Annotated in this window: 20 protein-coding genes and 1 pseudogene; 9 read left to right on the top strand and 12 right to left on the bottom strand. The window is 46.2% G+C overall.

Features of this window, described 5'->3' with window-relative positions; all coding sequences use genetic code 11:
- Positions 1-61 precede the first annotated feature (61 nt).
- Positions 62-829 (bottom strand): nucleotidyltransferase domain-containing protein, encoded by a 768-nt coding sequence (locus AC6I8Y_RS05960; protein WP_498021055.1) that lies wholly within the window; start codon positions 827-829, stop codon positions 62-64.
- Positions 830-988: 159 nt separating this feature from the next.
- Here AC6I8Y_RS05960 and efpL point away from each other — a divergent pair, with 159 nt between their 5' ends.
- Both efpL and AC6I8Y_RS05950 read left to right on the top strand, forming a co-directional pair.
- Positions 989-1,555 (top strand): elongation factor P-like protein EfpL, encoded by a 567-nt coding sequence (efpL, locus tag AC6I8Y_RS05955; protein ID WP_128648540.1) that lies wholly within the window; start codon positions 989-991, stop codon positions 1,553-1,555.
- Between the two features lie 3 nt (positions 1,556-1,558).
- Positions 1,559-1,876, top strand: a complete 318-nt coding sequence (locus tag AC6I8Y_RS05950; RefSeq protein ID WP_042477477.1) for an HI1450 family dsDNA-mimic protein — start codon at positions 1,559-1,561, stop codon at positions 1,874-1,876.
- A 50-nt stretch (positions 1,877-1,926) separates the two neighbouring features.
- Here AC6I8Y_RS05950 and AC6I8Y_RS05945 read toward each other — a convergent pair whose 3' ends face one another.
- The 3 genes from AC6I8Y_RS05945 to AC6I8Y_RS05935 all read right to left on the bottom strand — a co-directional run bounded on the left by AC6I8Y_RS05945 (position 1,927) and on the right by AC6I8Y_RS05935 (position 3,985).
- Positions 1,927-2,460, bottom strand: coding sequence for a phosphatase PAP2 family protein (locus AC6I8Y_RS05945; RefSeq protein WP_394152852.1), 534 nt, complete (start codon positions 2,458-2,460; stop codon positions 1,927-1,929).
- A 101-nt stretch (positions 2,461-2,561) separates the two neighbouring features.
- A complete protein-coding gene (locus AC6I8Y_RS05940; protein WP_042477479.1) occupies positions 2,562-2,948 on the bottom strand; it encodes a DUF2750 domain-containing protein in 387 nt (128 codons plus the stop codon).
- A gap of 131 nt (positions 2,949-3,079) precedes the next feature.
- Positions 3,080-3,985, bottom strand: a complete 906-nt coding sequence (locus tag AC6I8Y_RS05935) for a manganese-dependent inorganic pyrophosphatase (protein WP_042477482.1) — start codon at positions 3,983-3,985, stop codon at positions 3,080-3,082.
- 207 nt (positions 3,986-4,192) lie between these two features.
- On the opposite strand from AC6I8Y_RS05935, the gene AC6I8Y_RS05930 reads away from it, so the two are divergent.
- Entirely contained in the window at positions 4,193-5,431 is a 1,239-nt protein-coding gene (locus tag AC6I8Y_RS05930; RefSeq protein ID WP_498021053.1) for a putative manganese transporter, read from the top strand.
- An 8-nt stretch (positions 5,432-5,439) separates the two neighbouring features.
- Here the strand turns inward: AC6I8Y_RS05930 and AC6I8Y_RS05925 are convergent.
- The 4 genes and pseudogenes from AC6I8Y_RS05925 to torE all read right to left on the bottom strand — a co-directional run bounded on the left by AC6I8Y_RS05925 (position 5,440) and on the right by torE (position 11,189).
- A pseudogene (locus AC6I8Y_RS05925) lies at positions 5,440-7,195 on the bottom strand (glycoside hydrolase family 36 protein).
- Between the two features lie 103 nt (positions 7,196-7,298).
- On the bottom strand, positions 7,299-9,761 hold the full coding sequence (gene torA / locus AC6I8Y_RS05920; RefSeq protein ID WP_234494047.1) for a trimethylamine-N-oxide reductase TorA: 2,463 nt from the start codon (positions 9,759-9,761) through the stop codon (positions 7,299-7,301).
- Positions 9,762-9,785: 24 nt separating this feature from the next.
- Positions 9,786-10,952 (bottom strand): pentaheme c-type cytochrome TorC, encoded by a 1,167-nt coding sequence (gene torC / locus AC6I8Y_RS05915; RefSeq protein ID WP_498021439.1) that lies wholly within the window; start codon positions 10,950-10,952, stop codon positions 9,786-9,788.
- A 60-nt stretch (positions 10,953-11,012) separates the two neighbouring features.
- On the bottom strand, positions 11,013-11,189 hold the full coding sequence (gene torE, locus AC6I8Y_RS05910) for a trimethylamine N-oxide reductase system protein TorE (RefSeq protein ID WP_042499363.1): 177 nt from the start codon (positions 11,187-11,189) through the stop codon (positions 11,013-11,015).
- 428 nt (positions 11,190-11,617) lie between these two features.
- Here torE and AC6I8Y_RS05905 point away from each other — a divergent pair, with 428 nt between their 5' ends.
- Positions 11,618-12,412 carry an ABC transporter permease gene (locus tag AC6I8Y_RS05905; RefSeq protein WP_498021052.1) on the top strand — a complete coding sequence of 265 codons (795 nt, stop codon included), beginning with the start codon at positions 11,618-11,620 and terminating at the stop codon, positions 12,410-12,412.
- Between the two features lie 251 nt (positions 12,413-12,663).
- Positions 12,664-12,819, top strand: coding sequence for a hypothetical protein (locus AC6I8Y_RS05900; protein ID WP_498021051.1), 156 nt, complete (start codon positions 12,664-12,666; stop codon positions 12,817-12,819).
- A gap of 43 nt (positions 12,820-12,862) precedes the next feature.
- On the opposite strand, the gene focA is transcribed toward AC6I8Y_RS05900, so the two are convergent.
- On the bottom strand, positions 12,863-13,705 hold the full coding sequence (gene focA, locus AC6I8Y_RS05895) for a formate transporter FocA (RefSeq protein WP_042474480.1): 843 nt from the start codon (positions 13,703-13,705) through the stop codon (positions 12,863-12,865).
- A 232-nt stretch (positions 13,706-13,937) separates the two neighbouring features.
- Positions 13,938-15,122, bottom strand: a complete 1,185-nt coding sequence (locus tag AC6I8Y_RS05890; protein WP_498021050.1) for a hypothetical protein — start codon at positions 15,120-15,122, stop codon at positions 13,938-13,940.
- Positions 15,123-15,381: 259 nt separating this feature from the next.
- Here AC6I8Y_RS05890 and AC6I8Y_RS05885 point away from each other — a divergent pair, with 259 nt between their 5' ends.
- Together AC6I8Y_RS05885 and AC6I8Y_RS05880 are read left to right on the top strand one after the other, a co-directional pair.
- A complete protein-coding gene (locus tag AC6I8Y_RS05885; RefSeq protein ID WP_042474566.1) occupies positions 15,382-15,615 on the top strand; it encodes a TIGR02647 family protein in 234 nt (77 codons plus the stop codon).
- A gap of 263 nt (positions 15,616-15,878) precedes the next feature.
- On the top strand, positions 15,879-16,304 hold the full coding sequence (locus tag AC6I8Y_RS05880; RefSeq protein ID WP_498021049.1) for a hypothetical protein: 426 nt from the start codon (positions 15,879-15,881) through the stop codon (positions 16,302-16,304).
- A gap of 19 nt (positions 16,305-16,323) precedes the next feature.
- On the opposite strand, the gene AC6I8Y_RS05875 is transcribed toward AC6I8Y_RS05880, so the two are convergent.
- Entirely contained in the window at positions 16,324-16,770 is a 447-nt protein-coding gene (locus AC6I8Y_RS05875; RefSeq protein ID WP_252014113.1) for a PACE efflux transporter, read from the bottom strand.
- A 97-nt stretch (positions 16,771-16,867) separates the two neighbouring features.
- Between AC6I8Y_RS05875 and AC6I8Y_RS05870 the strand changes: the two genes are divergently transcribed.
- A complete protein-coding gene (locus AC6I8Y_RS05870) occupies positions 16,868-17,752 on the top strand; it encodes a LysR family transcriptional regulator (RefSeq protein WP_042474468.1) in 885 nt (294 codons plus the stop codon).
- Position 17,753: 1 nt separating this feature from the next.
- Positions 17,754-18,596, top strand: a complete 843-nt coding sequence (locus AC6I8Y_RS05865; RefSeq protein ID WP_498021048.1) for an NAD-dependent epimerase/dehydratase family protein — start codon at positions 17,754-17,756, stop codon at positions 18,594-18,596.
- A gap of 76 nt (positions 18,597-18,672) precedes the next feature.
- Here the strand turns inward: AC6I8Y_RS05865 and AC6I8Y_RS05860 are convergent, their stop codons facing one another.
- Positions 18,673-19,251: a thymidine kinase gene (locus AC6I8Y_RS05860; protein WP_042474462.1), complete on the bottom strand. Its 579-nt coding sequence runs from the start codon at positions 19,249-19,251 to the stop codon at positions 18,673-18,675.
- Between the last annotated feature and the right edge of the window lie 59 nt (positions 19,252-19,310).

The following is a 19,310-nucleotide window of genomic DNA, read 5'->3' as shown; positions in this document are numbered from 1 at the left end:
CGAAATACCGTGGAGCCGAAGAATAACGAAAGCGACTAATAGCTGGAAGCCTAGGCCTTGCTTAACCTATCTTAAACTCCGTTTTTTGATATTCCTTCACTAGCCATGGTGCAAAGTCATCAAGCAGACCAACAACAGAGCGTTTCGGGATCACTCGCTGCCCTAACAATATTCCAAGACGCTCTATCGTCTGTTGTCGCTCAGGATAATAATCGAGAAACGCTCGACCACTTTCTAGAGGATCGTCCAGCCAACGTTTGGTTCTATGCAATACCAGACCATATGCAGCGCGAAGTAATTTTTTTGCTAACTGTCGCTGCGCGCTCAATTGTGATTGGGCGTCTTCCGTTAGAGCAACTTCTCTTCTCAGAATGGCAGCGCTCTGTTCAATATCCATATTCCACTGTTTGGCAATTTCCCAACTAGGTACATAGTGACCAAAGCACTCGGATAAGTCCTCACCATAAACGTTTGTGCAACATTGCTTGAGCAAAAAGCCCCAGGTGAACAACGCCGACAATGACGCCACCTCGCTGACCAGCGCAGTGCGTACAGCTAGCCCTTTCACAAACGGAAAATCTTTCTGAAATCGCCAATTGATGGAGTTAAACAGTGACTTTTGACCCGCTGCTAACGGTCTGTGCGTGACGAGCACCACATCAAGGTTCGAGACATTGGGGATGGCATTACCATTAGCCACCGACCCGTAGATATAGACACTGTGCAGATTGTCCTTCAAGCCTGATTTTAGGCAAGCGATAAGATCTTCAACAACAGGAACATAAGTGGGCTGAGGGATAAGCTGATTGATTGGCGACTGGATTAGCACGTGGTTACTTTGCAGCGTTGAACATGTCCCTATTCTACGATTGGCGAATTTGGGATTCAACGTTGATTTGTGGCAGGTGAGACACAATTCCCTTCTTGAGCAAACCTAGATTTCGAACGTATAATTGACTGTCTAAACAAAAAACGAAGGAAATATTCCATGCCTAAGGCAAGTGAGCTTAAAAAAGGTTTTGCGATTGAGTCAAATGGCAAAACGTTGCTAATCAAAGATATCGAAGTCACCACTCCGGGTGGCCGTGGCGGCGCTAAGATCTACAAGCTACGTTGTACTGATTTGGCAACAGGCTCTAGAGTTGATGAGCGTTTCAAATCAGATGACACTCTTGAAACGGTAGAAATGAACAAGCGCAACGTAACTTTCTCTTACGTTGACGGCGATGAGTACATCTTCATGGATAACGAAGACTACAGCCAGTTCACATTCAAGCACGATGAAATCGAAGATGATCTACTGTTCATCAACGAAGACACGCAAGGTGTTCAAGTTATTCTAGTGAACGGCAGCGCGGTTGGCCTTGAGCTACCATCGTCTGTAGAGCTAGTGATCGAAGAGACAGACCCTTCAATCAAAGGGGCTTCAGCGTCTGCTCGTACTAAGCCAGCTCGTCTATCAACAGGCCTGACTGTGCAAGTACCTGAGTACATTGCACAGGGTGACCGCGTAGTGATCAACACTGCAGAACGCAAATACATGAACCGAGCGTAAGTTATGTCAGAACTCATTTCATACGATGACGTGATCGAAGCGGCGTACGATATCTTCCTAGAGATGGCGCCTGATAATCTTGAGGCTGCTGACGTAATCTTATTCACTGCACAATTCGATGATCGTGGCGCTGCCGAGATTGTCGAGACGGGCGCTGATTGGGTGGAACATGTTGGTTTTGAGGTTGATGAAAGCTATGCGGAGGTTCGCATTGGCCTAGTAAACGAAGAAGACGATGTGTTGGATGATGTGTTCGCGCGCTTACTTGTGAGCCGTGATCCTGACAATAAGTTCTGCCACATTCTTTGGAAGCGCGATTAGCGTCAAACCAAATCGAACAAAGCCCAGCATCGCTGGGCTTTTTGTTGTCATCACCAAACGTACGTAACAGACATGCCTGCTCCGCGTGAACCCGCATACGGGGTCAAATGAACGTTTTCATCGAGCTTATCGGTAAACAGCCAACCGGTGAACACACCAATTGCAGCACCCGCCGCTACATCACGCCAATAGTGCTTATCCGCTTGAACGCGCCCGACACCGACAAGTGCCGCTACCCCGTATGCGGGAAGGCCTACTTGCCAACCTTGACGAATATGAAGCGTCGTCGCTGCAGCAAAAGCATTGGCGGTATGATTGGAGGGAAAGCTGTTGTTGTCGCTACCATCTGGTCGCGGCGCGTCAATCGTGTATTTGCCAACAAGCCCAACGGCAGAAGCTGAGCCAATACTCAAGCCCGCTTGCCAAACCCCGTCCCAATCGTCTTGATAAGCGGGCAATCCAGCAGCGAGACCCACCAAGCCGTATGCACCTATGTCACTGAAGGTATTCCAAGCATCTTTATTGCTTGCGTGGCTGACCGGAATATAGGTGATAAGAGTGAGAAGCAGAAAAAGACGTGACATAACAAACGGTAAGCAGGGAATGATGAGCAGAGAGTTTACATCATCTTTGTTTTTCTGCATACCGTATGAAATGTCTTATTACGGTTTGAAGCGTGTTTTTGTTAGCGAGCTTTCGCAGACTGTTTCTTTAGTTCAAAATCGAACTCTTCTGGAAACAGCACCACACCCTCTTCATTTTGGTTAGGGAATACCACAACAGCGAGCTCGTCGTCTTCTAGACCGTAAGTCCAACGGCTGTGCCATTTATTGAGTGAAATCGCTTCAGCTTTACAATTATCCCACTCGCCCGTCGCCCACTGCTCTGCCAGCTCTTGATGTGGCCATACTGGGACGCAATCTTCGTCTTCCGTATTGAGCATGACACAACCGTGCTCGTCCGTCAGAATCCAGATTTGACGTTCTTGTACCATGGTTTTCACACTGTACTTCAGTCTTTTCTCTTCATCGTAACGAGAGATTTCATCAATTTGATGTTGTTCTAATGCCATTGCAGCGCGCCTTTTAGTTTATTTGTCACTCTAGAAACTAGTGTTAAGTCTAGAATATCGGAATTAAAAAAACCCCAGCACCAATGACCTTTTGTCATGGTAACTAGGGCTTTGTAAGACTTAGTGAAAAGTTACACTAGCTCGTTTTGTAGCCAAGGCCAGCCTTGCTTCTTACGGCTCAGTGTATTTTCCATCATTAGCATGCCATCTTTTTCATGCTTAACAAGCTTCTCAGCCCACTCACCTTTGTAGATTAGACGAGTTTGAGCTGTTGTGATGTCTGTTAGCATCACAGCTGCGAAAGCAAGACCTTCTTCTTCGCAGCGGCGAGTTAGGTCAGCTTCAAGTGCTTCGATCATACCGTCAACCTGCTCAAGTGTTGCCAGTTCAACCTGACCAACAACCACATCACGGCCGTTGAATGGGTATGCTTTCAGATCTTTCTCTACAAGCTCAGCTGCAGACAGACCTTCGATGTTTGTTTTAGCGATCAATAGATCTTTAATGAACGCGTCTAGGTCTTCAACACCCGCAATTTGTGCAAGTTCAAGAACAGCATCTTTATCTTTTTGAGTACATGTTGGAGATGCGAAACCTACTGTGTCAGACAGGATTGCAGACATCATTAGCACTGCTAGTGGGCGAGTGATTTCAGCTTGCTCCATCTTGAACAGGTTAAATAGGATTGTACAAGTACAACCTACAGGCCAAATCCAAGCTTCAAGAGGGTTAACTGTCATCACGTCGCCAAGACGGTGATGGTCAACAATACCTAGGATTTCTGCTTCGTTGATATCGTCCGGCGCTTGCGCTAGATCGGTGTAGTCTACTAGCCACACTTTTTCACCAGCAACGCTTGTGCGTAGTTCTGGTTGGTCAACGCCTGCTGTTGCAAGAATGTGTTGCGTCTCACGGTTAATCTCGCCTTGACGAACTGGCTTCGCTTCAAGACCACGAGCCTTTAGAAGTTCTGCAGCAACAAGTGCACCACAAATGCTATCACTATCTGGGTTTTTATGACCGACAACTAAAATCATTTTGCTTCCTAACTAATTCTGATCATTCAGGCGAGATCGCCTGTATTACTCTCACAGGGGCGATACTTTACCTGATTTTCGCGATTTGTCATCGGTTGATGTGAGATTGAGCCGATTCTTTCATCACCCAGACTCGTAAATGTTATTGAGAATTATTTTCATAAAGATATAATTGATAACTGATCTCATTTACACCTGGTGTCACTTATGTATCTGGCAAAAACACTTGGCTTTAAAGATGGTTTGTCCATCGACCAATTTGCACCTAAGTACAAACGGCTATTGTTGCCGATAGCACTCACAGTGCTGTTGCTCAATAGTGCGACTCGTGACGTCACTATGAATGCCTTAGCGGATGCATTCTGGGCCGTATCCTGTTACGTTGCCTTCACCCTTGTTGTCTACCATCAAGTCGCACGGATGATCTCGAGCAAAAATCGAGTTGTCGAGTTGTATCATCAGTCTCCCACCTACCAGGTTTTGTTTTCATCAGCATTAGGGGCTTTGCCTGGTTGTGGTGGTGCCATCATTGTCACTACCCAATTTGTGGCAGGGCGTGTTGGGTTTGGCTCCGTCGTCGCCGTATTAACGGCAACGATGGGTGATGCAGCGTTCTTGTTACTCGCCAGTCAACCTAGTATTGGGTTTGGAATGATGGCATTAGGTGTTGTTGTCGGTTCTATAACAGGGCTGATAATCAATCGTCTTCATTCTGAAGACTTCTTGCGTCCGAGCTCTGAAGGTAAAATCAGTTCAATGTTAAGCTCGGTCACCCCCTCGGCAAACTGCGGATGTGACACTTCTCGTAGTGGTAGTAATCCTTTACAGAGGAAGGTCATTAACCTCCAAGGGCTATTCTGGTCATGGTTAATCGTGCCAGCCATGTTCATCGCCTTTGCCATATCTTTTCAAATCGATATCAATACGGTAATCGGAGTTCCAGAAGGCACCATTGAGTGGACAGGCGCGATACTAGCGGTAGTGATGATGTTTCTTTGGGCGTTTACAAAAGAGATTAAGGATTACCAAAGTACGGTCGCAGAGGATAATAAAGCCTCGACATCGCACCCAATGCAAAAAGCCGCTCAAGACACCCACTTTGTTAGTGCATGGGTTATTGTTGCCTTTCTAACGTTTGAGTTGTCGGTTCATTTTGCCCATATAGACCTGGGCACTGCTTTATCTGGATATGGCGTTTATATGCCATTTATTGGGATGCTAGTTGGTCTGCTGCCAGGTTGTGGACCTCAAATTTTGGTGACTAGCCTTTACCTGACCGGAGCAATGCCCTTATCTGCACAAATCTCCAATGCCCTTTCAAATGACGGTGATGCCTTATTCCCAGCGATTGTTCTGGCGCCAAAGGCAGCGCTGGTAGCGACGTTCTATTCTGCTTTACCAGCACTGATTGCAGGCTACGGATACTACTGGCTGTTCGAAATCTAACTCAGTTTCTAGTCGTCAGACAGATGAACGATCGACACAATCGCTCGGCTACTTAGTCCTCGATTTACGGGGACTATTTGAATCTGCATCGGATCATCATTGAGCTTTTCTCCTGTCCAGAAATCGTACCAATCACTTGGAAACTCTGTCGTTAGCGTGTACTCATTGACATCATCATCGTAGTGGAACAAGCAATGCAGTCTTCTTTCTTCTGACAACTTGAGTGTTGAATGATTAAGTGACAATGAGGTAAATACAGAGGCGTTATTGGTCTGCTTTTGCCTTGCGACTAAGCGCATTAACGTCTCTTGTGCAAAAGGTGTCAGCTCTGGTAGTGGATCTCCCGATAGCAACAGTCCACCTGAGGCCAGCAGCACATCACGGTGGAACTCATACGCTTGGCGGTCGGTACCTTGATTCGGTAAAGACGTAAAGGTGGCACAGTCAGGGTCAATCAACCAAAGGCGTTGATGCTGCCAACTGCGATAAAACGTTTCTTTCGCTATCTGCTCGAAACGATGAATATTGCGCTCTACATCATCGGAGACGCGCATGGCATCAACAAGCCCCAAGGATGGCCACATAGGCGCGTTACAGCCAAGCACTATGGCATCGCCTGCACCTTCGTTGATCGCAGCCATACCCAAGCGATACGCTTCGACTCCTGTCGCACCGCGCTGATATCGAGACCCCTTTAGCGTCCCCCAATAGTTGGCATCGAGTTTAAATAACTCTACCCCCCACTCTTCGCGCATTATTTTTACTACCTTGGTGAGATGCGCCTGAACCTCTGGATGCGTCGCATCCAAAATATACCAAGGGGTACAGCGCCAGCCTCCATAGGTAACATCCTCAGCTTTAAGTAACTCACCAGATGGATGTCTTAAAAACCAATCGGGATGATCTCTAAAGATGTCCGACTCCGCCTGAGCAATAAAGGGAGCCATCCAAATCGCAGGTTTTTTTGCCCTGCTCTCTAATGCTGGTTATCACTGATTGAACACCACCTTCAAATTTGTCTGAAGGCGATAGCCAATCACCCATAAAGGCTTGGTATCCGTCATCAAGCAGCACCCACTCAAGGTCAGTCATCTGTTCACTCATAACACGGGTGTTGTCGATGACGTTCTGCTTGGTCACCTCGGCATAATAGGCATACCAAGAGCACCAGCCAATTGGACTGTTTTGACTCACCCCTTGCTTAGCCGGGTGGTGATTCGCTATACAATCTGCATATTGCGCATAGATAGTCTCTAAGCTGTTACCATGAATCACAACTAGAGACTCTAGCGCATTACTCTCCCAGTGTTGTGGTTCACTGTCCTCACCATCGAGGCAGGCAACCACATCTAGGCTGTGACCATTTTGCTCAACCTCAAAAAAACCAGCGAAGCGATGGCATGAGGTAAAGCCATAAAGCTGAAAGCCAGTCGACTGCTCTATCACTAGGTAGTTGTAAAATCGCTGCGGTGCATCCACCGGATAAATTCTATAGCTTTCATTATTATCTGGGCAGCGTCCAACATCGACCAGTGCGCCGACTTTACCCGTGGTTTGACACAGCATTTGAAAGCCATCACCCAATAGCTGTGCACTGGCCTCAATCTGATTTTCAAATCGCACGAGAGGCGTTCGAGTAGGTAAAGATTGGATAAGAACGCTTTGATAATGGAACGTCAGTTCCTTGCCATCAAGGCGCACCTCAATATGTGGGTTTATTGCTAGAGCATCAAGCTCTGGAGAGACAGGAATATACTCGGTCATTATTACTCAATCTTTTTGTCCTATACATATTGAGTATATTGTTAGGTAAAAAAAAACCCATCGTTACCGATGGGTTTTGTGTTCTAGTTGGCACTTCGAGACGTTATACGACCTCGATTGGACCACCAAACGCAGTAACTGGCGGCACCTTACCAGTGAACTTCTCGAAGTCCACCAAGCAAGTGTTCGCAGATGTTGCCTGTGCTAGCTCAGAAGATGGGATATCTTGCGTAAGCGTGTTTGGATCGCCGTAAGTATCCAGCGCGCCAATCTTCTCGTTTAGCGGGCCATACCAAGCACCTTCCTCGATACGAACCACACCCGCAGCATAACTATCGGTCACAACCGCACCAGCCAGTAGCTGACCACGATCGTTGAACACGCGAACTAGATCACCATCTTTAATACCCTTGGATTTCGCATCTTCAGGGTTAATGTAGATAGGCTCACGACCCTGAACCGCGTATGTTGCACGGAATTCTTCCGACTCACACATTTGTGAGTGTAGGCGCTTGTCCGGGTGGCAAGATTGTAGCCAGTATGGGTGTTTGTCAGAACCTGGACCACCGTGTGAACGCTCAGACTTTTCAAACCACATTGGGTGTTCTTGGCAATGCTCGTAGTTCATGTTGCCGATAGTACGGCTAGTGATCTCAATAAAGCCAGAAGGTGTACCTAGTGCGTTGATCTCTGGATCTTCACGGAAGTCAGCGTGACGTACCCAAGGTTTACCTGTACCGAAGTCTAGGAAGCCTTTTTCCCAGAACTCTTCAAATTCCGGAAGATCGAACTTACCTTTGTTCGCTTCTTTACAGTTGTTGTAAAGCGTTTTAACCCACTCCATCTCGTTCATGCCACGAGTGTAGTCGTCAGAACGGCCCCAGCGAGCGGTTAGCTCTGTCATGATGTCGAAGTCTGTCTTCGACTGGAACAATGGGTCAACTAGCTTGTGCATCGCAATCAGGCCGCGGCCTGAGTATGCACCATAGCCATCAATATCGTTGCGCTCAAACTGAGTACATGCAGGCAGCACGATATCCGCAAAGCGACAGGTTGCCGTCCAAGCGAAGTCGATAGACACAACCGTGTGAAGGTTACGGAACGCTTTCTTCATACGGTTACGGTCTTGGTGGTGATGCCAAGGGTTGTTACCACTGAACACCATCATCTTCACGTCAGGAAGCGTTACCACAGAACCGTTTGAGTTGATCTTCTTACCCGGCTCAAGCAGCGCATCCACCCAACGAGCTACTGGGATTACACGGCTGTAACCGTTGAAATCTTGGTTCGTATGCTTAGGCGTCTGTCCTTGATCGATGTTCAACGGGAATGAGCCAGGAGCTGCGAATCCAGTTGACGGTACACCGATACCTGAGTAGTGATGACCATATGACACCCCGCCACCAGGTAGACCAATTTGACCGATCATTGCAGCAAGTACCGCACCCATCCAATATGGCTGTTCGCCATGCTCTTGGCGTTGGATACACCAGCCAAACAAGATCTGTGTACGACCTTTAACCAGCATGCGAGCGAATTCGCGGATCTTGTCAGCAGACACGCCACAAATTTCAGCTGCCCATTCTGGCGTTTTCTCAACTTTGTCTTTAGTTTCACCTTGAACGTACTTGATGAAATCATCGAAACCTAGGCAATAAGTATCGATAAATTCTTTGTCGTGAAGATCTTCGTTATACAGTACGTGTGCCATACCTAGCATGAATGCTACGTCTGACTGTGGGTTCACATAAAGATGTTCGTTGCCTAGGTAGCGCTGTGTTTTGTTCTTCACAGGGTCTACAGAGATAACGTTGATTTCTTTTTTAGCGACCTTCTCTTTTAGCTGCTCTAGATACGCGAATGACTCGTGCGTTTCACATGTCCAGCCAACCTGAAGGTTCTTCACAGGGTCGTTTGCCCAGAGAATGATGTTGTCACTGTTCTCTAGGATCAGTTCCCAAGACGTGCCTTGTGCATATACTTCGGTTGAACCCAAAACATACGGAAGGATTGTTTGACCAGCACCTGTTGAGTAGTCACCCACTTTCTTCACAGAGTAGCCGTGTAAGCCCATAGCGCGTTGCATATGGTTGTTACAGCTATGCATTTGACCGGTTTGGCGCCAACCTGTTTGACCTGTATGAAGGGCCCATGGACCGTAGTCTTTCTGAACACGCTCTAGCTCACGGTAGAACAAATCTAATGCTTCGTCCCAAGTCACACGCACGAAACGGTTGTTACCACGAGTCTCAGCCGCGTACTTGTGCTTTTTCAGCCAGTCTAGGCGAACCATTGGATAACGAACGCGTGAAGGGCTGTAGATAATACCTTTAATGCCATCCAACATGTCTGTTGGGTATTTATCAACTTCTAGCGGTTTGATTTCTTGAACCTTACCACCCCAAACTCGGGCGCGAAACGCGCCCCAGTGTGAGCCAGATACCTTCCAGGTGCCATCGGTTTCAGCGGCGCTTGCAGATGCTGACGCCAACAGGCTAGGACCGATTAGTGTTGCTGCACTCGACCCTGCAACGCCTTTAAGGAAGCTTCTTCTTGTAATTGCCATTTTATAACTCCAATTGACGTCTTATTAGTGGTGACCTTCAGCGTAATCTGAAGAGTGCTTCTGTAGATACTTAAGAACTAAGGCTTCTGTATCTGTATCGAAGTTAACGAATGCGATCATACCGTCTAGCATGCCTACCCAGCCGTTTGCACTAAAGTGCGCCACATCAGGCTGTGTGTGGCAAGTAGAACAGTTCGTTACATACGCTTCACCTGCTGCGCTCCAAATTGGAGTGAAGTCAGTAACCATAGATTCTTGTTTCATCCATAGGTCAACCGCCACTTCTTCCCAAGGCAAACCTGTTAGCTCGTCTTCTTTCTTCTCACCAACGGTTACGTCAGCGCTTTGAGAAACTTCACGAGTAAGGATTGCAGTCGAAATGTTTTGACCAAACTCTTCTTGGATAACGCGACCAAAGCCTTTCGCTTTGCGCCAACCGTCAATCTCAACTTTGATCATGTCGCCTTTCACATCCAAGATTTCTACTTTACTCGCAGGGCTCAATAGACCTGCTTCCGTAGTGCCTGTTTCATCTGTGTATAGAGGCAAGTGACGAATAGAAACAACCGAGTTACCTTTTGAGTAAGAAGTGCTGTTTGCTACTTGCTCTAGGTCGCCAACGATACCACTCGCTGCTGCCATGTCTTTTGGTAGGTTGTGTGCGATGCCTTTGTGGCAGTCAACACAGCTTTGGTCACGCTCTGCCGCTGATTTCATCTGAATACGTGCGGTTGGTGACATTAATTCGAAGTCCATCGAGTCATAGTTATGACAGTTTTTACACTCTAGAGATTGGTTCGCAGAGAAACGATCCCATTCGTGACGCGCTAGCTCTAGGCGACGCGCTTCAAATTTCTCAGGTGTATCTAGATCGCCGAAAACTTGCGCGAACACTTCTTTCGAAGCTTGCATTTTACGAGCAATTTTATCGGTCCAGTTGTGGGGTACGTGACAGTCTGGGCACGTTGCACGCACGCCAGAGTGGTTTTTCCAGTGAACCGTCTCTTGCAGTTCTACGTATACGTTGTCACGCATCGTGTGACAGCTAATACAAAACTCTTCGGTGTTGGTTGCTTCTAGCGCAGTGTTAAAACCACCCCAGAACACGATACCCGCAATGAAGCCACCAGCGGTCAACACACCTAGGCTGATATGAACAGCCGGGCGAGTGATAGTGCGCCAAAGTTTAATAAAAAAAGGATTTCATGACTAACTCTCTTGAAACTTGCTGATTGAATGTCGATTACGGGATTAGCCGTGTACACCAGGAGGACCAAACACGAACATTTGGAGCATCCAAACAATAAATCCGTAGCCACCCACGATAGCCACACTCAACAGAGGGAAGAATACGGCACAGATGAAGAAAAACGATTTCCACTCCATCCCGTGCTTTTCCGCACTTTCTACTTTGTTAACATCACTCATACATTTGCCTATTTTGTATGTTGTCCAGTACGCGAACATTCCGCTAGGAACGCTCAATTATTTAAAACATCTATGGGAAAATGCTAAACCATACCAATAGTAAGGTTCAATCAATTCCGCTCGCCCACCCCTTGTTATTCAACAGTTTTTTGAGTTCATCCAGACTTGTATTCAATTAAAAATCGATGTGTAAATTTATGAACAGATATGAAAAATTAATACTGTTGCCAATGTGTAACTATAGTCACTTTATCGCAACATTACTTGCTTGTAGCACATGTAATTCACATGCAATTGCAAACCGTAGACTTAAGGTTGAAACCAGAAATGTTATATATTTGTTGCATTTAGCATCTATGAATTGCGTGATTGAAAGGGAAAATTTAAGTACACTTTCTCTACCCATTTAGTAGAGGTCAGGGCTTTTCATGCAAGACGTCGTCGACATCACTTGGTGGCAAATATTGCTGTTTGCCACAACGTTAGTTATCCCATTTTCCATTAATCACTACTACAAACTGGGGATTGGCAAAGACGCGAGTGTGGGCTTGATTAGAATGACCGTTCAACTGGCTTTAGTCGGGCTCTATCTAGAATATCTTTTCTATTTGAATAGCTTAGTCGTAAACCTGCTCTGGCTCGCAGTCATGATATTAGTCGGGGCCAATGCTATCGCCACGAAGTCGAAGCTACCGAGAAAACCCATTGTTGGCTTTGTTGTCGTCGGATTAGTAATCGGGTTGCTCCCTGTTCTAGCACTACTTTGTTTGGTTACAGTACAACCAGACCCATTTTACAGTGCACAGTATGCGATTCCCCTTTCTGGTATGTTATTGGGAAATAGCTTGGGCGGTAATATCGTCGCCTTGCAAAACTTCTACAGCACGCTTGAGAGTCGCTGGAGTGAGTATCAGGCCGCCATTTCGCTAGGTGCTCCCATACCTATGGCAACCTTACCTTTCATTCGTTTGTCGCTTCAAAAATCTCTAGCACCAATCCTCGCCACCATGGCAACAACCGGGTTAGTTTCACTGCCAGGAATGATGACTGGTCAAATATTAGGCGGAGCAAGTCCCGTTGTTGCGATCAAATATCAGCTCGTGATCATGGTGGCTATCTGGGTAATGATGAGCATCTCAATTACAGTGTGCCTAAACCTCGTCGTACACCGTGGCTTTGAACCGAGCGGAAAGCCCAAAATTCGCCCGCTTGATCAGTCATAACAGGGGCTTGATCATGGTTACACACTAACTTTAAACCAGGTTATCCACAGGATATGTGGATAACCAAGTAGTTGAGTTTAGTATTATTTGTTTGTATTTCGGGAATTTGATCCTCAAGATCAAGGTTATCTGAGTGCATCGTCATAAGATTGTCACGCTAAGCGGTTAAATTACCAACAACTGAGATGCGCAGTAACGGTATGTTCACCGATACTCGCAAACGACTATCACGTCACATCAAGGAAGCAAGTATGTTAGAAATGACGCAAGAGCAGGAAGATGTTGGTCGTAATTGGCTAATCAGTACCCCCGACGCACTGACAGAATCTGGTGAGCGAGTTGGCGATATTATCCCGACCGAGATTTGGTGCGAAGGGTCAACACCACTGACAACGGATTGGCGATAGTAAAAAAGGGCGACAACGCCCTTTTTTAAATGGTTTCCAAAGGTTAATCGCGCAAGTAGATAAGCCAGTAAAGCATTCCGACAAATATACCGCCACCAATGATGTTTCCTAGTGTCACAGGGATCAGGTTATTCACCACGAATCCTATCAAGTTGAGGTCGGCAAACTCTGCTGGCGTCGAGCCGATAGACTGCCAAAACTCTGGCGAAGCAAGATTCTTAATGCCAATGGCCATTGGTACTTGGAACATGTTCGCAATACAGTGCTCAAAACCAGCAGAAACGAACATGGCAACGGGCAAAACCATAACAATAATCTTATCCGTCAGCGTGCGACCACTGAACGTCATCCACACCGCCACACAAACCAATACGTTACACATGATGCCTAACGCAACTGCCTGCCAGAAATCATGGTGCAGTTTATGTTGTGCGATATGCATGGTATTTAGACCCACTTGCCCACCATCAAACATATACTGCTTTGCAGTAAGCATGATACCTACCAAGAACAGCGCACCAAGCATATTGCCCAGATAAACCACCAGCCAGTTTTTAAACAGCGAACCCCAAGTAATTTTGCCGCTAGCTCGCGCAACTAGAGTAAGGACCGAACTGGTGAAAAGCTCGCCACCTGTGATTATAACGAGTACCAGACCTAAGCTAAAAGCAAGTCCACCCAGGAACCGAGTAATGCCCCAAGGTAAATCGCCTGCGCCTGTGGTAATTGTGGTATAGAAAATAAACGCGATACCAATGTGCAAACCGGCGGTAATAGCCAGTAAAAAAGATTTCATTGGATCTTTTGTCGCTTTGCCTACGCCCGCTTCTGCCGCGCGCTCCGCCATTTGAGGTGGCAACAACGCGTCAAATTGATTGATTTCCATCTTGCTCTTACATATCTGGTTACAATTAGAATTGGGCGCGGATAATCACTCCGATCAATCAATAAATCAAGCGTTATTTTCAGGCTAAATGTTATTTCCCATAATTGAGCTGTTTCACTCACCGAGGAGTGAAAGAAATGCGCTTCACGCCCTCGTTCTTCACTTGCGTAAAGCAAAAAAAAGCGCCGCTATCGCGACGCTTTCTAGGAGGCTATTTATACGGGGTGGCCGCCTATTCAGCTTTTTCTTGCAAAGCTGAAACGAGCTTTTTCAGCGCTTCAATTTCTGCTCGGTTCTCAGCCGCCGTATTTTGAGCAGCTTTAGCTTTCTCAGAAGGCACTGAGCCATCTGATTGCTGTTGCTGCAACAAGGCAATTTGCTGCTTCAACAAGGCATTTTCTTTCTTTAGTGCCTCGGTGTTATCGGCTGCCCTCAATCGCTCAACATCGTGCGCGATTCGATTTGATTGCGCAGAGAGAGACTGATCGCGATAATCATTGCCTTTTGCAGCAGATGATATCCGATACATTCGAGATTCGGCTTCCAGTACAAATGGTTCGTATTGAGACTTCTCAACATTAATCAGCTTGGTCACCTCTTGTACCACAGACTCTAGACGACGGAACTGAAACTGGATACGGTCCACTTGTTCATCGATTTCAGTAAATGCGCGGGGAGACTGAGTAACAAACTCGGCGAGCTCATTAATACCCTGCTCAACGTACCCATAACTGACAGGAGCAAGAATGTTATACTTCGCACTCGCTAACTTTGCGAGTTGTTCTTGCAACGGTTTCACGTATTTCGCATCAATAACTCGAATCTCGAGCGCTTTTGCGTTCACTAAGAATCGGTCTTGAGCGCTCGAGGCATGTTCGACCTCTGATACGACCAAATGCTCAAACAGGCGCTGATAATCACGATTCATGGTATTCATTGCATGTTTAAAATAGCGGCTTGCCTCAATACTGTTCAAGTAAGCCATTTCTGTCATCGCAGGCGCCAACAACTCGTCCGCTTGCTTCTTCAAGCCTTGGATCGCTTTGTAGTTGTATTCGACTGAATTGATACGATCGCGGAATCCTACCGCATAGGTCTCGCTCGAAAATACTGAATGCTTTGCATCGATCTGATTGGGATCTTTTCTTATTTCAACGAAAAGGGCATGTGCACTTTTCCACGACGACATCATCTCGCGATAGTTTTCCGGTGCGTACACTCTTAGCGACTCAGCACCTTCAAGTGCTTTCGCCCAATAATCAAACGTCGCAGATAATTGTTCATATTCCTTACCACGAGTCTGTTGTAATTCCTCTGGGCTCAGATTTGCCCTAGCGTCGTTTACACTAGGAGTACTTGCACACGAGGCAACACCTAGTGCACACAGCAATACAACCATTGATTTGCGTGTAGACATCTACTCTCCTAAACAGGGACGACTATCCCTTACACTTGCTCGTCAACCAACGACCAGCAAAACATATCACTATATTCAAATTGCGTCGTAAAGAACATGTCAACAAGGTCTAACTGGTTATAATTCATTCACTTAGTAGTAAAATATTACGATTCATTACCAGAAGGCGGCGCAAGCTAACACTTTATTCAATCTGCGATTGTCATTAGTGCAAAACAGCACTATGTTGATTGAAGAATCTCAACCAAGAGGCAAATCTATGAAATTCACGCCAGACCATCTCGCCGAGATGAACCTATTACTGCAATTCGATATCAGCAGTGCGGCAACGGGAATTAAAGTTCACCATGACGCGAGTGAAGACATGCAAAAAGCAGTCCAAAGACTCTATGACAAAGGACTATGCACATTGCCTGATGGTGGATACTTGACGGATGAAGGGATTGAAGTAGCAGAGTGCGCTGATAAGATTTTACGAGTGCTAAGCTCATAGATAGTTAACCATAGACATAGAAGAGTGGTAGCGGCGACCCGTTGCCACTTTTCATCGGATTCAACGTACCTTGCCTCCTTCCCGACTCGTTGCGCCAACCGCTGACATACCTCCTCTTAGACACTGCCAATTACTAATTACAGAATTACGCAGTAAATAACCTGTAACATCCTGTTTTAAAATAGTATCTTCTAGTTTGTTACTTATGTATCTACTATAGAAAAAGTAACATAGGTGTCAGTAAATCGTTCGAGGAAGATAAGATGGACAACAATCAATATAATCGTGAAACACTGACTGCTGGTTACTGGGTCTTACATAACTTTCACTACGGACATGTCGCAGAGGCGCGATGTAACCTTGACCTTGTCAAGAGTATTTCAATCCACAAAACGCCGAGTGCCGATCTTATTAACGTCTCACTCGACTTTGTCGCAGAACTTGTCAAAGACGCGAACTGCATCGAGATGACCTTTGCTGATGGCAAGCAAATCAATCTATCTGATTATATCGATTATCAATGTAATCGCGGGCTGACCCAACTGGTGCGCTGTCTAATCCCCGTTGAGTATGCATCATCTTTGTTGAATGAAACTGGATTTACCATTCGCGTTGAAGGCAATGAAAGCCACATCGATACCAACAATGCGACGAACATCATCGACAACGCCATTCGTTACGCGCATTAATGATCGCATTGCCCGCCAACTAGTTTGTCGGGCATTTCTTATCTCTTTGCCACCATGATACGCAGCGTCTGTAAGGGGTCCATTTGTCGTATGCCCAGTTGAAGGCAGCCGTAAAAAAGAAGAAAAACACCAAAAAGCCCGCTTCGATAATCAGTGCAGTCAACAAAGAAACCTGTAACAACCAAGCTATTGCTGGGATTGTAAAAATGATCAATCCCCCCTCAAAACCGAGTGCATGACCGACTCTTGTCATCATGCTGCGTTCACTGCGCTCTCCGGGTACCAACCGATCAAACAGTACGTTATACACGTAGTTCCAGATAACGGTAAAAACACTCATCCCAACACCAATGATCATCATTTGTAGGGATTTTGTCCCTGTCGCAATGGAGGCAACAGGAATAATGATAGAAAGTGCAGTTAATTCAAACAGTACTGCATGGAAAAGCCTTTCTTTTACACTCATATACTTAACACCTAATTCAGTATTTAGGACTAGCAATTAGTGCATTATCAATTAAGCTTAAGTTCATAGAAAGTTAGGTCACATCAGGATAACTGATATGTTAAGTGTTGAACAAATCGAAGCCTTTATCACCACAGTTGAGGCCGGCTCATTTTCTGGTGCAGCTCGTAAACTTGGCAAAGTACAATCCGCCGTTAGCCAAAATATTATGAACCTTGAGATCGATTGTGGAGTGGAGTTATTCGATCGTCGAGGTCGATATCCTGTGTTAACGGAAGAAGGAGAAAAGCTGTTACCTTATGCCAAGGCTGCCATGGTACAACATAATCGGCTAACCGAGCGCGTCGACAGTCTCACTCTAAAAGACATACAACCTATAGTACTCACTATTGATGAAGGTATTCCTTTTGACCGCGTCACACCCATCATCCGTACTTTATCTGAGGAGTTCCCCAGGCTTGAGCTAGAGGTTCTCTTTGCCTCAAGTAACGACGCGATAGAGATGGTACAAACTGGGAGGGCGACATCGGCACTGGTCCACGAAGACTTATCTATACCCTTCTCGCTCGACTTTGAGAGCATCGGCTCTATGCAATTTGATATCTATGTTGCGACCGACCACCCTCTCGCTAAGACGGTAGCTCCTCACTTGGAGATACTCAGCCTCCACCGACAGCTTTGTATTAGCTCAAGGAACTCAAAATCAAGTAATGTACAACAAGCACTGAGCCCAGATATTTGGTATTCAGACAGCTATCAAATGCTCCTAGAGTGGTGCATTGCTGGGTTTGGTTGGACTTATATACCGAGTTACCTGGCAAAAAGTGCCATTGAGCAAGGAAAAATTATCCCAGTCCCTGTAGAGTTTGAGAAGGTATCAGCAATCATTAACGTCAGCATTATTCAACACTCAAGTAAGAGTAAGGATCTTGGTCATCGCAGATTAAGAGAACTACTCAAGCAAAATTTCCAGGAGGGCTAGCATGAATCAGAATAAAGTACTAATTGTTGGCGCAGGCTGGTTAGGACTTCCACTCGCCAAATCACTCATCAATAAAGGCTATAACGTTACCGCTACACGCACGACAGCTGAAGGCGTCAATGAACTGGAACAAGCTGACTTAAACGCAATTGCGCTAAACCTTTCAGAGCTCAGCAGCGAAGACAAACAGCTTGCGGTCACCAATCAACTTATCAATCTTGATGTCGAAACCATCATCGGTTGTTTCCCGCCCGGATTTCGCACAGGTGGCGGAGCCTTGTACGCTTCTCAATGGGAGACACTCTGCAACATGGCCAAGAGTGCAGGCGTCAAAAAGCTAGTCATGGTCAGTTCGACCTCTGTGTACCCAGATCGCGCTGAGATAATGACCGAGGATATGGCTCGTCTTCCGACTGCGAAAGGCAGAGATGACTTTAGCGCCAAAGCTATCATCATGTTGACCGCAGAAGAATATGTCCGCAACTCCACACTCGATTATGCGATTGTTCGTTGCAGTGGCTTGTTTGGTCCTAACAGACACCCTTCAAGATTTGCATCCAAACTCAAGAGCGTGAGCGACCAAGCAACAGCAAACATGCTGCATCTAGACGATGCCATTGGATCAGTGGTGTTTGCGCTAGAACATATCGACGCAAGCGTCGTCAATGCCACAACTCCACGCTCTTGTGACAAAGTCACTTTCTATCGAGCTGCGTTGAGAGCGGCAGGACTCGACACGTCTCTCAACTTGGTCAACTCGGTACCTGATAAAACGATTTCCAGCGACAAACTACAAAGTCTTGGCTACCACTTTAAGTACCAAAGTACCTTAGACGCCCTTTGATTGCAGTGTCCTAATACGTTTTTGCAGATAAGAAAAAGGAGCCTATCACCGGCTCCCTTTCAATTACTGTGGAAAGTTACTTACCAAGCGCTTCTTTATAGTGCTGACGGCAAACAGAGACATATTTATCGTTGCCACCAATCGCAACCTGATCACCTTCGGCGATAGCTTTACCGTGCTCGTCAGTTCGAATCACCATGTTGGCCTTGCGACCGCAGTGACAAATGGTTTTAAGCTCAATTAATTTATCCGCCCAAGCAAGAAGGTGTTTGCTACCTTCAAATAACTCGCCCAAAAAGTCAGTTCTCAAGCCGTAGCAAAGCACTGGGATGTTGAGTTTGTCGACCACTTCGGTAAGCTGATACACCTGTTCTTTACTTAGGAACTGGCATTCGTCAACCAAGATACAATGTCTTGGGGTCTCTGCATTAATAGCGGCGATTTCATCAAACAGGTTTGAATCCGATTTAAACAGTTGCGCTTCGGATTGCAAACCAATACGAGAGCTCACTTTACCGACGCCGTAGCGATCATCTAGTGCTGCTGTATAAATAAGTGGCGTCATGCCGCGCTCTTGATAGTTAAACGAAGATTGAAGAAGTGTTGTCGATTTACCCGCATTCATCGCCGAGTAATAGAAGTACATCTGAGCCAAAGTGTTACACCAAATCTGAAACTAAAAAGAAGCCCTTGCAAGCAAGGGCTAGATAACAA

It is taken from the genome of Vibrio sp. KUL78 (genome assembly GCF_059725505.1).
Note: the sequence above shows the minus strand (reverse complement) of the source record. Positions and strands in the feature narration are given on the sequence as shown.

What these genes read in the sequence shown, in the direction of transcription:
- focA (WP_042474480.1), bottom strand. Translation starts at nt 13,705, where the DNA reads ATGGAAATCAATCAATTTGACGCGTTGTTGCCACCTCAAATGGCGGAG.
- AC6I8Y_RS05905 (WP_498021052.1), top strand. Translation starts at nt 11,618, where the DNA reads ATGCAAGACGTCGTCGACATCACTTGGTGGCAAATATTGCTGTTTGCC.
- AC6I8Y_RS05885 (WP_042474566.1), top strand. Translation starts at nt 15,382, where the DNA reads ATGAAATTCACGCCAGACCATCTCGCCGAGATGAACCTATTACTGCAA.
- AC6I8Y_RS05935 (WP_042477482.1), bottom strand. Translation starts at nt 3,985, where the DNA reads ATGATTTTAGTTGTCGGTCATAAAAACCCAGATAGTGATAGCATTTGT.
- AC6I8Y_RS05930 (WP_498021053.1), top strand. Translation starts at nt 4,193, where the DNA reads ATGTATCTGGCAAAAACACTTGGCTTTAAAGATGGTTTGTCCATCGAC.
- efpL (WP_128648540.1), top strand. Translation starts at nt 989, where the DNA reads ATGCCTAAGGCAAGTGAGCTTAAAAAAGGTTTTGCGATTGAGTCAAAT.
- AC6I8Y_RS05900 (WP_498021051.1), top strand. Translation starts at nt 12,664, where the DNA reads ATGTTAGAAATGACGCAAGAGCAGGAAGATGTTGGTCGTAATTGGCTA.
- AC6I8Y_RS05870 (WP_042474468.1), top strand. Translation starts at nt 16,868, where the DNA reads ATGTTAAGTGTTGAACAAATCGAAGCCTTTATCACCACAGTTGAGGCC.
- AC6I8Y_RS05865 (WP_498021048.1), top strand. Translation starts at nt 17,754, where the DNA reads ATGAATCAGAATAAAGTACTAATTGTTGGCGCAGGCTGGTTAGGACTT.
- torE (WP_042499363.1), bottom strand. Translation starts at nt 11,189, where the DNA reads ATGAGTGATGTTAACAAAGTAGAAAGTGCGGAAAAGCACGGGATGGAG.
- AC6I8Y_RS05880 (WP_498021049.1), top strand. Translation starts at nt 15,879, where the DNA reads ATGGACAACAATCAATATAATCGTGAAACACTGACTGCTGGTTACTGG.
- AC6I8Y_RS05875 (WP_252014113.1), bottom strand. Translation starts at nt 16,770, where the DNA reads ATGAGTGTAAAAGAAAGGCTTTTCCATGCAGTACTGTTTGAATTAACT.
- AC6I8Y_RS05890 (WP_498021050.1), bottom strand. Translation starts at nt 15,122, where the DNA reads ATGTCTACACGCAAATCAATGGTTGTATTGCTGTGTGCACTAGGTGTT.
- AC6I8Y_RS05945 (WP_394152852.1), bottom strand. Translation starts at nt 2,460, where the DNA reads ATGTCACGTCTTTTTCTGCTTCTCACTCTTATCACCTATATTCCGGTC.
- torA (WP_234494047.1), bottom strand. Translation starts at nt 9,761, where the DNA reads ATGGCAATTACAAGAAGAAGCTTCCTTAAAGGCGTTGCAGGGTCGAGT.
- AC6I8Y_RS05940 (WP_042477479.1), bottom strand. Translation starts at nt 2,948, where the DNA reads ATGGCATTAGAACAACATCAAATTGATGAAATCTCTCGTTACGATGAA.
- AC6I8Y_RS05950 (WP_042477477.1), top strand. Translation starts at nt 1,559, where the DNA reads ATGTCAGAACTCATTTCATACGATGACGTGATCGAAGCGGCGTACGAT.